A 15,745-nucleotide genomic window follows, 5' to 3' on the forward strand; every position below is an offset into this window, starting at 1 on the left:
AACTCCCTTATTTAATTGTTCTTCAATAACAATTCTTTCTTCAAAAGTAAGATGTTTATTTTTCATTTTGATTACCTCCAGAAATCGGTAATCGACTTGCAGAACAGCTACATTATATTGTATTATGTGTATTATTTCCAAGAGTAAATGCAAGAAAATATATAAATTAACACTAGTTTGCGTTTATTATTAAAAATAATTAATAATTAATAGAAAATCGCAATTTGTGAAGGAAGACTGATGATTGAGACAGAAAGATTATTGTTAAGACGAATTGAAAAGAATGACTGGAAGGCTATTCAGAAAATTTGGAAGGATGAGGCTAAATCTCCGTATGCTCAGTATGATAACATAAAGGAATTGGATGATATCTCTGTTTCTAAACGGATTGAAAGATGGGGACAGGAAGCTAACAGGGATGAACATATATTTTTTGCGGTTTGTTTAAATAGAGATATTATCGGATACATATCTGCTAATAGGTGCGATAATGCATATGAAATCGGATATTGTTTTCATTCGGATTATCATGGAAAGGGCTATGCAAAGGAGAGCATGCTATCTGTGATTTCGTATTTACAAAATATTGGAGTTAGTAGATTGATAGCAGGCACTGCGATAAAGAATATACCGTCAATTAAACTCTTAAACTCATTGGGTTTTGTACAAGTCGGATCAGAACAAGTGTCTTTTTACAAAGATGCGTACGGAAACGATATTTATTTTGATGGAGGAATATTTGAATTAGTGTTTAGATAAATTCTAGTTTACTGAAATCTATTTTTAAAATGATAATCCAGAGGTAAGTGCAAAGCTCCTCAAAAGCTTGCATTAACTTCTGGATTTTTGCATTAAATATTAAAAGTTTGCATTTACATTAAAAATTTACATGCTATATCAAGCAGTGTGAAAAAAAAGAGAGGCTTAGCTAAAGACTAAACCTCTGCGATAAACTCATCTTTATCTATTATCTACTTTCTCAGGATACATATCGTGGTTTGCCATACGATTGAAAGCTACCTCTTCCCACTTTGTACCTGGCTTACCATAGTTGCAATATGGGTCAATGGATATGCCACCTCGTGGAGTGAACTTACCCCAAACTTCGATGTACTTTGGATCCATAAGCTTGATAAGATCCTTCATAATGATGTTTACACAATCTTCATGGAAATCGCCGTGATTTCTAAAGCTGAAAAGATAAAGCTTTAATGACTTGCTCTCTACCATCTTTTCACCTGGAACATAGGAGATGATGATATTTGCGAAATCTGGCTGACCAGTAATTGGACAAAGTGATGTAAACTCTGGGCAGTTAAACTTTACAAAGTAATCATTCTCAGGATGCTTATTTAGGAATGTCTGAAGCATCTCTGGTGCGTAGTTATCTGGATATGTATTGTTCTTGTTTCCAAGAAGGGTAAGTGTACCCTCGGCTGCTCTATCTGCCATAATTATTTACCTCCGTATTTGCGATATCGTATATACGATAATTAATTTTCATAAGGGATAGGGTCTGTTACCCCATTCAATTCAAATGCTGCCTTTCTGTCGATGCATGTACCGCATTTTCCACAAGCCTTTTCGTGGCCTTCATAGCAGCTCCATGTAAGCTCGTAAGGAACTCCAATTTCAAGCCCCTTCTTTACAACCTGTGACTTTGTAAGGCTGATAAATGGTGCCACGATTTCAAGCTGCTTTCCACTACCCTCGTAGATAGCTGTATTCATTGCCTTATGAAATGCTTCGGAGCAATCTGGATAAGCATTGCCTGCTGCATCATCGCTGTGAGCTCCGTAATAAATCTTTGAACACCCCTTTGAAAGTGCTATTGCGCTGGCACTAGAAAGGAAGAGACCATTTCTAAATGGCACGTATGTGCTTACGGGCTTTCCGTCTGTCTTTGCAAGCTGCTCAGCATAAGACTCCTCTGGAATCTCTCCATCTGAATGCTGTAAAAGTGTACAGTCACTAAACTGGAACATTGTAGATAAATCGAGAGTGATATGCTCCACATTATAGTGATTACATACAGCATCTGCTGCTTTAATTTCTTTATCATGGCGCTGGCCGTAGAAAATCGAAAGAGCCACTACGTTCTCATTGCCATATTCCTTTACTGCCATTCCAAGGCAAGTGGTAGAATCTACACCACCACTGACTAAAACTAATGCTTTCATAAATGTCTCCTTAACACCTCATCCACCACTAAAGTGGTCCCCCTTCCCCTCAAGGGGAAGGCTATCTTAGTCTTGCAAGCAAGTCCTTATCATTCTTAAACTTTCCACGCAAAGTCTGAGTCTGAGTGCGGGCTCCTGCATTCTTGATGCCACGAGCTGTCATACAAGAGTGGCTTGCCTCAATAAATACTGCCACATCCTCTGAACCTGTAACTATCTGAAGAATCTCAGCAATATCATTTCCGATACGCTCCTGAAGCTGAAGACGCTTTGCAGCCATATCAGCGATACGTGCAATTTTGCTAAGACCGATAACCTTTCCATTTGGAATATATGCTACGCTGACCTTCATATCATACATAAGTGCAAGATGATGCTCGCAGTAGCTGAACACCTCGATATCCTTTACGAATACAAGGTCCTGGCTGTTCTCATCATAATAGTCCTCGTCAAAGGTCTTGTTAAACATATCAGCAATCTCCTGATTGCTGTAATTCATTCCCTCGAAAACCTCCTCGTACATACGGGCAACTCTGTCTGGAGTCTCAATAAGACCTGCTCTGTCAGGATCATCCCCTAGGGCAATGATAATATTTCTAATGCTTTCTTTTATTAAATCCTTATTAATTGCCATACTATCCTCTTTCTTACACTCCGCGCTTTTCTGGGTCCCAGATAAATTTGTGAAGTTGGAGTTGTAAACGAATGTCGTTGCGCTTATGCTTTATAAGATAATCAACCATGTCAGCTGGATCGATGCGTCCAAATACAGGGCTGATTAAAACTGTACACTTCATTGCCAAACCATAAGTATCAACAAGCTCGCATACCTTATCAAGCTCACTTACGTCTGAGCATACAAACTTAACTGTATCCTTTGGCTGAAGGAATGCAAAATTGGATAAATCCATCTTATCTTCCATGCCAGAGCCAGCAAGCTTGTAATCCAGTGTAAATGCTGGAGCATTTGGTATGGCCGCAAATGGAACGATGTTAACACTTCCATTTGTTTCAATCTCTACCTTTATATCTGGTTCTGCTGCAAAAGCTCTCAAGAGGTCTTTGATATCCCTTGCCTTCAGTGGCTCACCACCAGTAAGTGTGACACGGTTAATACCTGTTGATTTTACATAATCTATAATTTCAGTTTCTGTCATCTGCTCAGCTGGAGCCTCATAGCTACATGCCCATCTTGTATCGCAATAGCTACAAGCAAGATTGCATCCTCGAAGTCTGATGAATACTGCTAATTCACCAGCATGCTGACCTTCACCATTTATACTTACAAACTTTTCTACTACAAAATATGTTGCCATTATTAATCCTCCGAATAGCTTGCACAGTTATTTGGAGTCTCATACACTGTCACTTCTGCAACTGTAAAACCATAATCCTTAAACTTATCAAAAAAGTACCTTGCGAAATTCTCTGCTGTAGGTCTGAAAGGCACTACATGCATCTCGAAGTCCTCTGCCAAAAGGGCTGCAACTGTAGCCTCCTTAAGAGAACCTTCTTCATATATAAAGCTGTGATCAAAGAAATCTGTTTCCTTTTTAAGAGCGTTTTTTACATCGCCAAAATCAACTACCATTCCGCGCTGCTGCCCTTCGCTCTGCAGCTTATCTGTCTTAATTTTTAAAATTACTCTCCAGCGGTGACCATGTAAATTGGAACACTTTCCATCGTAGCCAGCTAGAAAATGAGCTCCATCAAATGAAGCCTCTGCAGTTAAATAATACATCGAAAATCTCCTATGAAACCGGACCTAGAGTATCTCAGAAATAAAAAAGACTGCGCACCGGCAGCCTCGAAAATCACATAGATAAATAACGCAAGTCCGAGTTTTGTTTATAGACAGGATGGTACAAACGAACTGTCTCTCACTCAAAAGAGTGAATTTCATTTTTTAATTGCCTGACTATAATACAACCTGAAATAAAAAATTGCAAGCAAAAAAGCGAAAGGTCGCAACAGCACTTGCCATTGCGACCATCTATATATATTAGGGAGTATAAAAATATGAAAAAGGTTGGGTTTTACAAAATAATATAAACATTAACGTAATTTTACGTTTGTGAATGTAGCCTTAGAACCATCTTTCTTAGTTCCATTAAAGCCGAATGAAACAGTCTGACCAGCCTCTACAGTACCGTTATAAGATTCGTTCGTAAGTACGTAGTGCTTACCCTTATGAGATGAAATCTTAGCATTCCAGATTGCTGTGATTTCAACATCACTATCGAATTCAACTATCCATCCATTAAGGGTTTTGTTCGTGTTGTTACTAACAGTGTTATTTGCTGAAAAGCCTGTGCCCCAATCAGATGGAATGTCAAAAGTAACACTTCCACCTGTTGTTGTACCTGCCTCAGGAGTAGGAGTAGGGGTAGGTTTTGAGGTAGGTGCTGGGGTTGGGGTTGGCTTTGGTGTTGGCTTAACTGTAGGCTTAGGTGTTGGCTTTGGTGTTGGTGTAGGTGTTGGTGTAGGTGTTGGGTTTACGCTACCACTCTTTCCTGAAAGCTCCTTACATGTCTTAACGAGCCACTTACCCGCCTCTGTAAGATCTGATTCTGTCCAGTTGCTAGTCTTATTACAAGAAGAAGAAATAACTGAAGCAGACTCATTCTTATTACATAAGCTCCATAATGCAAAACTGATGTTGTTCTCTTTGAAAAGCTTCATCCAATCATCAGCATTGCTGAAATCGTATCCGCCGTTACCAGAAGCATCGCATACACCAAACTCTGTACAGATAACTGGTGTGCCTGCCTTAACGGCCTTTCTTACGTTGTCTTTAATATTGTCATAATGTGTTGCCGCGTAGAAATGGACTGTGTACATGATGTTTTCAAAACCATCATTCTTAAGTGGCTTATCAGCGACCTGATCTACTCTCTGTGACCAGTCGTTTGTACCACAGATGATGATATTCTTAGCACCTGTACCTCTGATGATGCCAGCAATTGTCTTACTATATGTGTACAAATCTTTGCCGCTGCCATCGTACCAGTTAGTACCAGTAGGTTCGTTGGCAATTTCGAAGATTACATTATCAACATTCTTGTACTTTACCGCATATTTAGTAAAGAATGTCTTAGCTGCATCAATGTCCTCGTTTGGGTTATAGCTTAGAACATGCCAATCGATGATTACATACATTCCTAAATCCTTTGCTGCTGAAACAGCCTCATCGATTTTCTTGTCCATTAAATCCTTGTTTCCCTGAGTGTAGCCATTCTCTCTGGCATATACTGCAAGTCTTACTGTGTCGATTCCCCAATCATCCCTCAGACTCCTAAAGCTATCCTTGCTAATGTACTGTGGAAACCATTGTACACCGTGTGTACTAATTCCATGTAACTGTACCGGCTTACCATTCTTGTCTACGATAGTTGGTGCAGCGTACCCTGATGTCTTTTTTACTGATAAAGCGCCATGCTGTCCAACCGGAGTCTGAGATGCAGACACGTTGTTCGCCTGTACTGTAACGTTTGCTGCATTAACATTTGGAATGGATACCGGCCCGCTAACCGCCAACGCCATAGCTAATGCACATGAAGTAATAAGTCTTATTCTTCTTTTCATTACATATTCTGCCCTTTCTGAAGATTAATAAACAATTCAAAAGAACTGTTTATTTTCGTTTGCCTGTACACTATAACATAAGCTTTAATAAATGTAAACATTTTTGTAATATTTTTGTTATATATTTGAATTTTTTCGTAATATATTTTTCTGAATATTCTAAATTTTCCTTTAAAATAGGGACTTCCGAAGAAGTCCCTAATAATAATTTTTTTATTAATTTACAATAAAATGTAGATTAAACTCATAACAATTAAGAAAATAATATTTGCTACTGTGAAAACCCCCATATATTTTTTCTTATCAGCCCCATCGATATACCCATACTGTTTGAAGGAAATCAGGCTAGCCATAGATGCAATCAGCGTACCAAGTCCACCAAGATTTGTTCCGATAATCAACTTATCAACATGATTTGTGAATCCTGAACAGAGAATTGCTGCTGGAACATTACTGATGAACTGGCTTAGGAAGATTGATACACCCACCTCGTTAATCTGTAAAAAGCTTCCTATAGCATCGGAAAGCGCAGGGATGCGTTTAATATTTCCTATAAAAATAAATAAGAAAATAAATGTAAACAAAAGTGAGTAATCCGGCTTTCTAAGTACACGTCTATCAAATATCAAAGTAAGCACCACCACTATCACTAATCCAATTTTATAATCTAAGGCTCTGGCTACTACAAGGATAGATACTAAAAACGTAAATACGTACATAGCTATCATATTCTTGTCTCGTTTTGAACGCTCGTATATATGCTTTTCTGCCAAGACAACTGGTGCCGCTTTTACAAAGACAAATCCACATAAAACTAAAAGGGCAAGTGCTACCACACTATATGGAAGCATCAGCTTTATAAATGCTCCAAGACTCATGCCTGCCAGAGAATACAAATATAAATTTTGCGGATTTCCTAGAGGTGTAAGCATGCTGCCAAGATTAGCTGCTATTGTTTCAAGTACTATTACTATGATGAACAAATCCTTACGATTAGAAATAGACAAAGTGACTATAGAAAATGGCACAAAGGTAAGGAGCGCCACATCATTTGTAATAAACATGGCTGAAAAAAAACATAGGCCAATGAGTACCAGAACTACTCCTCTGATGGAGTTCATTTTTGAAACTAAAAGCTCACCTATCTGTCTGAACACCTGCAGTCGCTGAAGGCCTGCCATGGTGATCATCAAGGCAAGTAAAATGCTCAATGTTCTAAAATCAATGTAATCTATGTACTTGTTATCTGGGTGTACAACAAAGCTGGACACCACTGCCAAAACAAAGGCTACCACTAATACTATTTCATTTTTTACAAAATTCCTTATTGTTTCCATTTATACTCCTAAACATAAAGAAACACCTCATCCGCCCTTGCGGGCACCTTCCCCTCAAGGGGAAGGCTATGAGATGCTTTTACAACTCTCTGGATTTTTCTATGCAGACACGCTCTGCTTCGATTACTGCATTTCTGAAACCAAGGGCCTCAAGAGCTGCAACAGCCTCTATAGTGGTGCCACCTGGTGAGCAAACATTATCCTTTAGCACTCCTGGATGCTCTCCTGTTTCAAGAACCATCTTTGCAGAACCAAGAACTGCCTGAGCCGCAAACTTGTAAGCCTGTGCTCTTGGCATGCCCTCTGCAACTGCACCATCTGCAAGTGCCTCAATAAACATATATACATAAGCTGGAGATGAGCCGCTGATACCAACAACTGCATCCTGCAATTTTTCAGGAACAATCTCAGCCTTTCCGAAGGACTCAAATAGCTCTACAACTATTTCAATATCCTCTTCAGTTACTAGCTCGTTTGGGCTTAAAGCACTCATTGCCTCTCCAACAAGAGCTGGTGTGTTAGGCATAACACGAATTAGCTTTAAATCCTTGCCAAATAATTCTTTCAAACGTGCAAGTGACTGTCCTGCAGCAATACTAACAACAACCTTGTCACTAAAATCCATATCCTTTATTCCACTAATTGCATCAGGAAGATACTGTGGTTTTACTGCAATAATAATGATGTCAGAAAAATCTACAACGTCCCTATTACTGATACTTATATTTACACCAAGCTCACCACTAAGCTCATCTAATGTGGCCTGGAAAATATCACTTGCCATTATGTCCTGTGCCTCAACTGTACCTGATGAGATGATTCCTCCCATCATGGAACTACCCATGTTTCCAGCACCAATAAAACCTATCTTCATGTTTTCCTCCTTGCAATCAAAAAAGCCCTATAACAACACACTAAGTGTATCATTTTAGAATTATTCTGTACATTCATTTTTCCTTGTTTCATGGCTGCTAGTAGTATAATGGGACAATATTTACTACCTAGAAAATCCCGCGGTTTTGTAGGTAGTAGAGCAAATCAAGTAGCAAAATATATAAAATTTCCCTCCAAAAATTGGAAACCTACTGTTCAGTCCCCACCCTTACTGAGCTCACGCCTATCCAAAGCGTTATGCAAAATAATCTTTTCACCATCTATTCACAACTGTCCATCTGTTTTTTGCTATTATTGGAGTTGCTCGAGCACGAAAACGTTTAAGACTTTTAACCGACAGAACAGGAGGTAATAAAGGTACTATGAAGAAATTTATTGCAAGATTATTAAGTGCGTGTCTTATCGCAGGATTATTTTTTACATGCAGTACAAAATTATATGCTGCCGAGACACGAAATCCATATGAACACCTTGGATCTGCAAATGCAGATATGATAGGGGATCATACTACTTTTTCTAATCGTGACCATGTATGGATGTATATATATGATGGTAGCTATCTAGGATATAAGAATGTAGATTTTGGAGATGGTGCAGTTTCAGTAACAATTTGTGCAAGTACTTATAAAACTTCACCTTCTGCTCTTGATATAAAACTTGATTCACGTGACAGCGAGCCTATAGGTCGCATAGATTTCGATACAAAAGGCTCTTCGAATTTTGTAGAAAACACTCTAGAACTTGATGAGCCAATTACTGGAATACATGATGTATATTTTACTTTCCCCGCTTCAGTTCCAAAAAAATATATACAAGTGGATTATTGGTATGCTACAAAAGCTCCTGAGCCAGAACCTACTGACGACTTAACACTTGAATACACAGTAAACAACTGGGGTTCAGGTTACAATGTAGATTTCAACGTAGTTAACAACACAGATGAAGATATCGTAGGCTGGGCTTTAAAGATTTTAAAGTCTGATTGTCCTATCAATTCTAGTTGGAGCGTAAATATAAAAGAAGACGGCGATTACTATGTAATTACTCCATTAGATTGGAATTCAATTGTTCCTGCATATGGAAGCATCGCGTTTGGAATCAATGGTTCTGGGGAGCTTGCTGAAACTATCGAATATGTTTTTGAAGAACCTGTAGCTGCTGAGGAAGAGGAACTAGGACTAGATTACAGCATTCAGAAATGGGATTCTGGTTATAATGTAAACTTCACATTAACTAATAATTCAAATCAGCAATTGAACGGTTGGACACTTAAGCTTAAGAAGAGCGAGGTCACAATCGATTCTAGCTGGTGCGTAAAAGTTAACGAAGACGGTGATTACTATGTACTCACTCCTGAAAATTGGAATGCAATCATTGGTGCTAATGGTAACACCACATTTGGATTCCAGGGATCAGGTGAAATTGGCGATGTTATTGAATATGTTTTCCAGTAAAATATAACAATACTAAAAAAGTATCTCCCAAGTTTTTTTGAACCTGGGAGATACTTTTGTTTTTCAATAATATCTTTTATATTCTTGCTCCCCCACTGGCACTACTTGTAATCAAGCTTTTTATCAGATATAATCCAATAAATATCGTAAATACGAAGCACAAATAGGAGACAAGATGAAATTATTCAGCCAATATAAGGGTTTACGTAGAGCTAATTACATACTGTTTATAGGTCGAATCGTCACAAATATGGGTGCCATGATTTGGCCTATGCTAACACTTATTCTTAATAAGAAAATAGGGTTCAATGCCACTGAAACTGCGCTTTTTACTATTTGCTCTGGCATTTTATTTTTACCTGCAAATCTTTTGGGTGGACATGTGGCTGACAGATTCAATAAGAAGCGAGTCATTATTTACTGTGACATTGTGTCTATTGCTTTATTTGTCATCAGTGGTTTCCTGCCCCTTTCTATATTCTCTATCTGCGTACTGTTGGTAGGCGCTTTTTTCCAGACTTTGGAAGGCCCTGCATATCAGGCTCTGGTTGCTGATATTACACCTGCAGAAAAAAGAGAAAAAGCATTTTCTTTATTATATTTAGGAGCCAATATCGGACTTATCCTTTCGCCTACATTAGCTGGATTGCTTTTCAATAATTATCTCTGGCTGTGTTTTGTAATCAGTGGTCTGTCTATCAGTGTATCAACAGTATTAATTGGACTGTTCGTAAAAGATGAAAAGCTGGATGAAGCTCCTACAGAGGATGTAGAAGAATCCGCCGACGATGGCCTAAACATCTGGAGTATTATCAGAAATAGCGGCGCATTGATTGCATTTATTATTTCGTTGGCATTCTATCAGGGTGCTTACTCCCAGTTTGGATACCTGATGCCTTTAGACATAGCAAAAGCCTTTCCGGAGAAAGGCTCTGTAATATATGGAACTATCACTAGTGTAAACTGCTTCTTAGTAGTTTTGTTTACACCTATTATCACTATGGTATTTGAAAAAGTAGATTTGACCAAAAAGTTTGCCTTAGGTGTAATCCTTCAGGCTATCAGCTTTGCAGCATTTTTAATGTCCTTCGGTATCATCGGAGGATACTATATTTCTATCGCCCTCTTCACCTTCGGTGAAATCCTTACCACCATTATGATGGGCGCATTCCTAGCCGAACGTGTACCAGAGAGCCACCGCGGACGAATCTTTGGTGCGACAAACTTCGCCGGTGCTTTTATGCAGGGCATCACACAGTTCGGCAGCGGAAGAATGTTTGACGCCTTCGGCCCTGCCTACGCCTGGGCATTCTCCATCGCCATGACTATGGTTGCTGTCATCGCAGCACTGATGCTTGTATACCTGGACAAAAAAGAGTTTAGCCAGCTGTATGTTCAGGCTGACTAAACTCATCATCTTACGTATTTGATTACTGCACTTTTCTATTTCCTGCAAGAACCTCTTTATAGTCCTCCAGGTTCTTTCTAAGAAGCACAGGAATATTCAGCTCATATGGGCAGTGTGTCATGCATTTTCCGCATTCAATACAGTCGTTGATTTTTTCCATTTCTGCCTGCCAGTGCTCGCTGAGCCATCCGGCACTAGTTGCTCTTCTAAGCATAAGAATCATTCTGTTACACTGATTAATCTGGATACCAACTGTGCAAGGCATGCAGTAGCCACATCCACGACAGAATTCTCCACTAAGCTCATTCTTCTCATCCGCAATAAACTTGGCTATTTCAGAATCATATTCTGGTGTATTATCCATATATGATAGCCATTCATCCAGCTCAGATTCCTTTTGTATTCCCCAGATAGGAACTGCTCCATCAAACTGGCTGATGAAAGCCATAGCAGCCTTAGAATTTGTAATTAATCCTCCAGCCAAGCCCTTCATCCCAATGAAGCCCACATTGTTTTCATTGCAAAGCTTTAGAAGCTCTATCTCCTTATCTGATGCAAGATAGCTCATAGGGTATTGAACTGTTTCATATAAGCCAGACTCAATAAGCTCTTTAGCAACACCAAGCTTATGTGCGGTTCCAGCAATATGGCGTATCTTTCCCTGGCGCTTAGCCTCTTCCATACACTCATACATTCCAGTTCCATCTCCAGGCTTGTAGCACTGTCCCATCATATGAAACTGATAAATATCAATGTAATCAGTTTTAAGATTTGTAAGGGATGTATCCAAATCCTTCCAAAAATCATCTGGAGTCTTTGCTGCTGTTTTTGTAGCAATTACGATTTCTTCCCTTTTAACATAGCCTGTTCCAAAGGCCTCTCCCAGCTTTATCTCACTATCGCTATATGCTCTGGCTGTATCGAAAAATCGCATACCTCCATCATAAGCTTTTCTGAGAATCCTTACTGCTTCTTCAACTGAAACTCTTTGGATTGGAAGAGCTCCAAAACCGTTCTGTGGAACCTTAATACCAGTGCGTCCTAATGTGACTTCTTTCATAGCAACACCTTATACAGCCTTCATATTGATAAGCTTCTCTACATATGCGATTCTTGCACATACTGTAAATACATCTGCTGCCTGCTCAAGCTCTTCGATTGGTGGAAGAGATGGAGCAAAGCGGATGATTGAATCGTTAGGGTCCATGTGATATGGGAATGGAGCGCCTGCTGGTGTAAGAACAACGCCTGCCTCCTTTGCCAAATCTACGATACGTGTAGCTGTTCCCTTTGGTGCCTCAAATGTGATGAAGTATCCACCCTTTGGTGAAATCCAGCTACCACACTCTGGCTCAGCCAAATCTCTTTCCATTGTCTTGATTACAAGCTCAAACTTAGGACGAAGAATCTTAGCATGCTTCTCCATGTGCTTATCAACTGATTCTACATCTGCAAAATATCTTGCGTGACGAATCATATTTACCTTATCGAATCCAATTGTCTGAACTGTAAGTGTCTTCTTAAGCTCCTCACGATTTCTATGATTGCAAGCGATAGCAGCGATTCCAGCCCCTGCAAATGTAATCTTTGAAGTAGATGCAAACTCAAATACTAAGTCTGGATTGTCTGCTTCCTCACACTCGTGAAGAATATTTAAAATCTTCTTCTTTTCCTTATATAAGTGATGTACCGCATATGCGTTATCCCAGAATACTCTGAAGTCCTTAGCTGCAGGCTTAAGATTAGCCATACGTCTAACAACCTCATCAGAATATACGATACCCTGTGGATTAGAATACTTAGGTACACACCAGATACCCTTGATGCTGTCATCTGCTGCAACTAAGCCTTCTACAACATCCATATCTGGACCGTCCTCGTTCATTGGGACGTTAATCATATCAAAACCAAAATGCTGTGTAATAGCGAAATGTCTGTCATAACCTGGTACTGGGCATAACCATCTTACTCTTTCAAGCTTGCACCATGGTGTACATCCACCGAAACCAAACATGTAACCGCGAGCCACTGCATCAAACATAAGATTAAGTGATGAGTTTCCTCCTACGATAACCTGCTCTGGCTGGCAATCCATAATCTCTGCCATAAGATGCTGTGCTTCAACGATGCCCTCAAGCTGTCCGTAATTTCTAGTCTCTACTCCGTTCATGCACTTCATAAGAGACTTGCCATCGAGAATATCTAAAAGAGGCATAGAAAGATTAAGCTGCTCTGTTGATGGCTTTCCTCTACTCATATCGAGCTTAAGGCCTTTGCGCTGCCAGTCTTTGTACTGACTAAAGAGCTGCTCCTTCTCTGCTTCTAATTCCTGTAATGACATTTCGCTGTACTTTTTCATTGCATGGTCCTTCCTTTATTACCTAATTTATTTATCATTACGTACTTTATCCAAGTACTCATTGATAACCTGTTCATATCCCAGATTTCCTGGGCGATAGAAATCACCGATTTCCAAACCGTCAGGCAAGTAGCGTTGATGTGAAAAGTGATTTGGAAAATCGTGTGCATATTCGTAGCCAATGCCGTGCCCCAGCTTTCCAGCTGATTTGTAGTGGGCATCCTGAAGGTGAGTAGGTATTGGTCGCGTGGTATTATTCTTCACCTCTGCCATAGCCAAATCAATAGCTCCGTAGGCTGAATTTGACTTTGGTGCGCAGGCTACATATGTGGCTGCGTGTGAAAGAATAATACGTGATTCTGGCATTCCGATTCTCTCAACTGCCAGAAACGCATTTGTAGCAACTACAAGCGCCATAGGATCTGCATTTCCTACATCCTCAGATGCGCAGATGCAAATACGTCTGGCAATAAACTTTGGATCCTCTCCTGCGTATAGCATTCTAGCTAGATAATAAACTGCTGCATCAGGATCCGAGCCTCTCATACTCTTTATAAAAGCAGAGATGGTGTCATAATGGTTATCGCCATCTTTGTCGTATTTTATAACTCTTCGCTGAATACATTCGCTGGCCACATCTATTGTAATATGAATTTTTCCATCTTCGGCTCTGTCTGTAGTGAGCACACCAAGCTCGATTGCTGTAAGGGCACTTCTGGCATCGCCATTTGCGATGTCTGCAAGGAAATCAAGTGCGTCATCATCAATGACTGCATCATAGCTTCCCAGTCCCTTTTCGCTGTCGGTGATTGCTCGCATTATCAAAGTCTTAATGTCATCTGCCTCAAGTGGCTTCAGTTCGAAGATGATAGACCTTGATAGAAGAGCTCCGTTAACCTCGAAATAAGGGTTTTCTGTGGTGGCACCAATAAGGATGATAGTGCCATCTTCAACAAATGGAAGCAGGTAATCCTGCTGTCCCTTGTTGAATCTATGAATCTCATCTATAAACAAGATGGTCTTTTTGCCGTAAGCACCGAGCGTTTGCTTTGCGGCCTCCACCACGGCCTCCATGTCCTTCTTTCCCGATGTGGTGGCATTTATAGATGTAAATTCCGCTGCTGTGGTATGGGCAATAACCTGAGCAAGAGTAGTCTTGCCTGTGCCAGGAGGCCCATAAAATATGATAGAAGAAAGCTTGTCTGCCTTGATGGCACGATATAGGAGCTTATCCTTGCCAATGATGTGCTGCTGCCCTACTACCTCATCCAGGGTGGTAGGACGAAGACGAGCTGCAAGTGGAGATTCCTTTTTCTTGGCTTCCTGCCTCATATAATCAAAAAGATCCATGTGATACCTTCCTATTTTTTCGAATTATTAGCACAAACATTATAGCACAAACGTTCTATTCATAAAATAAAAATAGTATCAAAAGCTTTCACTTTAGCAAGCTAAAGTAATCACCTTTGATACTATACTATAATTCAATCCATATTACAATAAAAAGTTTGTCTCCGGGAGACATTTGTCCGTAGTGCACAAATTTTCATCTCTAATAATTCTATTTTGCAGCTTTTATATAGTTATGTATTTCCTCAACTGAAGGCATAACCCTAAGAGCTCCACGTCGCGTAGTAATAAGAGAAGCTGCTGCATTTGCTGTTGTTAACATCTCTTTAAGAGAAGCCTCATCATAATTGTCTATTCCAACCTCAAGAACAGAATTGATAACTGACCCCATGAATGTATCTCCTGCACCTGTTGTTTCAATAGTATTAGGATTTAAAAATGGAGCACACTCTACAACAGTATCACCGTAAAGAGCATAGCTGCCATCTTTACCAAGTGTGGCACATACAAGCTTTATTCCATATTTTTCCTTAATAATCTGAGCCCCTTTAAGGATATCTGTCTCTCCAGTAAAGAACTCTATTTCATTATCAGAGATTTTAAGAATATCGCATTTACGGAATCCAAAATCCATTTTTTCTTTAGCGATTTCTAAATCTGACCAAAGTGGTGGTCTAAGATTAGGATCAAAGCTTACTAAGATACCGCTTTCTTTTGCAGTATCCAAAGCCTTAATAGTTGCTTCTTCCACAGTCTTGTGTGTCATAGAAAGGGTGCCGAAATGGAAAATCTTGGCACTCTTAATAAGGTCAGTATCTACCTCTTCAGCTGAGAGCATAACATCTGCTCCAGGATTTCTATAGAAAGAAAAATCTCTGTCACCATCCTCATAGGTATGAACAAATGCAAGAGTAGTATGAACATCCTTGTCATACTTTAATCCACTTACATTAATGCCAAGACCTGCTACAGTATTTGAAAGCATATGACCAAAATTATCATCTCCAACCTTACCTATAAAGGCTGTAGACTTGCCATAATTTTGGAGCATTGCAAGCACATTACAAGGAGCTCCACCTGGATTTGCCTCCAACAGTGGATTTCCATGCTCGCTTATGCCATTTTCAGTAAAGTCTATTAATAGCTCTCCTAATGCAACTACATCAACCATTTAATAA

15 protein-coding genes are annotated in these 15,745 nt (G+C 39.6%); 3 read left to right on the plus strand and 12 right to left on the minus strand.

The genetic code is table 11. The features are described from left to right. The first annotated feature begins 240 nt into the window (after window positions 1-240). Window positions 241-759, plus strand: a complete 519-nt coding sequence (locus BUA88_RS07545) for a GNAT family N-acetyltransferase (protein WP_072915339.1) — start codon at window positions 241-243, stop codon at window positions 757-759. A 201-nt stretch (window positions 760-960) separates the two neighbouring features. On the opposite strand, the gene queF is transcribed toward BUA88_RS07545, so the two are convergent. The 8 genes from queF to proC all read right to left on the minus strand — a co-directional run bounded on the left by queF (window position 961) and on the right by proC (window position 7,976). Continuing rightward, a complete protein-coding gene (gene queF / locus BUA88_RS07550) occupies window positions 961-1,452 on the minus strand; it encodes a preQ(1) synthase (protein ID WP_072915344.1) in 492 nt (163 codons plus the stop codon). A 41-nt stretch (window positions 1,453-1,493) separates the two neighbouring features. Beyond that, window positions 1,494-2,180 (minus strand): 7-cyano-7-deazaguanine synthase QueC, encoded by a 687-nt coding sequence (gene queC, locus BUA88_RS07555; protein WP_072915346.1) that lies wholly within the window; start codon window positions 2,178-2,180, stop codon window positions 1,494-1,496. 61 nt (window positions 2,181-2,241) lie between these two features. Further along, complete coding sequence (folE, locus tag BUA88_RS07560) at window positions 2,242-2,814, minus strand: GTP cyclohydrolase I FolE (protein ID WP_072915349.1); 573 nt, start codon at window positions 2,812-2,814, stop codon at window positions 2,242-2,244. Window positions 2,815-2,827: 13 nt separating this feature from the next. After that, window positions 2,828-3,496, minus strand: a complete 669-nt coding sequence (gene queE, locus BUA88_RS07565) for a putative 7-carboxy-7-deazaguanine synthase QueE (protein ID WP_072915352.1) — start codon at window positions 3,494-3,496, stop codon at window positions 2,828-2,830. Between the two features lie 2 nt (window positions 3,497-3,498). Then, window positions 3,499-3,921 (minus strand): 6-pyruvoyl trahydropterin synthase family protein, encoded by a 423-nt coding sequence (locus BUA88_RS07570; RefSeq protein ID WP_072915354.1) that lies wholly within the window; start codon window positions 3,919-3,921, stop codon window positions 3,499-3,501. 314 nt (window positions 3,922-4,235) lie between these two features. Further along, a complete protein-coding gene (locus BUA88_RS07575) occupies window positions 4,236-5,765 on the minus strand; it encodes a cellulase family glycosylhydrolase (protein WP_072915356.1) in 1,530 nt (509 codons plus the stop codon). A gap of 221 nt (window positions 5,766-5,986) precedes the next feature. Next, window positions 5,987-7,102, minus strand: coding sequence for an SLC13 family permease (locus BUA88_RS07580; protein ID WP_072915359.1), 1,116 nt, complete (start codon window positions 7,100-7,102; stop codon window positions 5,987-5,989). Window positions 7,103-7,181: 79 nt separating this feature from the next. Then, window positions 7,182-7,976 (minus strand): pyrroline-5-carboxylate reductase, encoded by a 795-nt coding sequence (gene proC / locus BUA88_RS07585; RefSeq protein ID WP_072915363.1) that lies wholly within the window; start codon window positions 7,974-7,976, stop codon window positions 7,182-7,184. Between the two features lie 382 nt (window positions 7,977-8,358). On the opposite strand from proC, the gene BUA88_RS07590 reads away from it, so the two are divergent. Further along, window positions 8,359-9,450 (plus strand): cellulose binding domain-containing protein, encoded by a 1,092-nt coding sequence (locus BUA88_RS07590; RefSeq protein WP_072915367.1) that lies wholly within the window; start codon window positions 8,359-8,361, stop codon window positions 9,448-9,450. A 175-nt stretch (window positions 9,451-9,625) separates the two neighbouring features. Then, window positions 9,626-10,858: an MFS transporter gene (locus tag BUA88_RS07595; RefSeq protein WP_072915371.1), complete on the plus strand. Its 1,233-nt coding sequence runs from the start codon at window positions 9,626-9,628 to the stop codon at window positions 10,856-10,858. A 22-nt stretch (window positions 10,859-10,880) separates the two neighbouring features. Here BUA88_RS07595 and BUA88_RS07600 read toward each other — a convergent pair whose 3' ends face one another. The 4 genes from BUA88_RS07600 to BUA88_RS07615 all read right to left on the minus strand — a co-directional run bounded on the left by BUA88_RS07600 (window position 10,881) and on the right by BUA88_RS07615 (window position 15,738). Continuing rightward, a complete protein-coding gene (locus BUA88_RS07600; RefSeq protein ID WP_072915374.1) occupies window positions 10,881-11,918 on the minus strand; it encodes an aldo/keto reductase in 1,038 nt (345 codons plus the stop codon). Between the two features lie 9 nt (window positions 11,919-11,927). Beyond that, window positions 11,928-13,217 carry an aspartate aminotransferase type Ic gene (locus BUA88_RS07605; protein WP_072915377.1) on the minus strand — a complete coding sequence of 430 codons (1,290 nt, stop codon included), beginning with the start codon at window positions 13,215-13,217 and terminating at the stop codon, window positions 11,928-11,930. 27 nt (window positions 13,218-13,244) lie between these two features. Continuing rightward, on the minus strand, window positions 13,245-14,567 hold the full coding sequence (locus BUA88_RS07610) for a replication-associated recombination protein A (protein ID WP_072915382.1): 1,323 nt from the start codon (window positions 14,565-14,567) through the stop codon (window positions 13,245-13,247). 211 nt (window positions 14,568-14,778) lie between these two features. Then, window positions 14,779-15,738, minus strand: a complete 960-nt coding sequence (locus tag BUA88_RS07615; protein ID WP_072915385.1) for a carbohydrate kinase family protein — start codon at window positions 15,736-15,738, stop codon at window positions 14,779-14,781. Window positions 15,739-15,745: the final 7 nt, after the last annotated feature.

It is taken from the genome of Pseudobutyrivibrio xylanivorans DSM 14809 (assembly GCF_900141825.1).
In the GTDB taxonomy this organism is placed as follows: domain Bacteria; phylum Bacillota; class Clostridia; order Lachnospirales; family Lachnospiraceae; genus Pseudobutyrivibrio; species Pseudobutyrivibrio xylanivorans.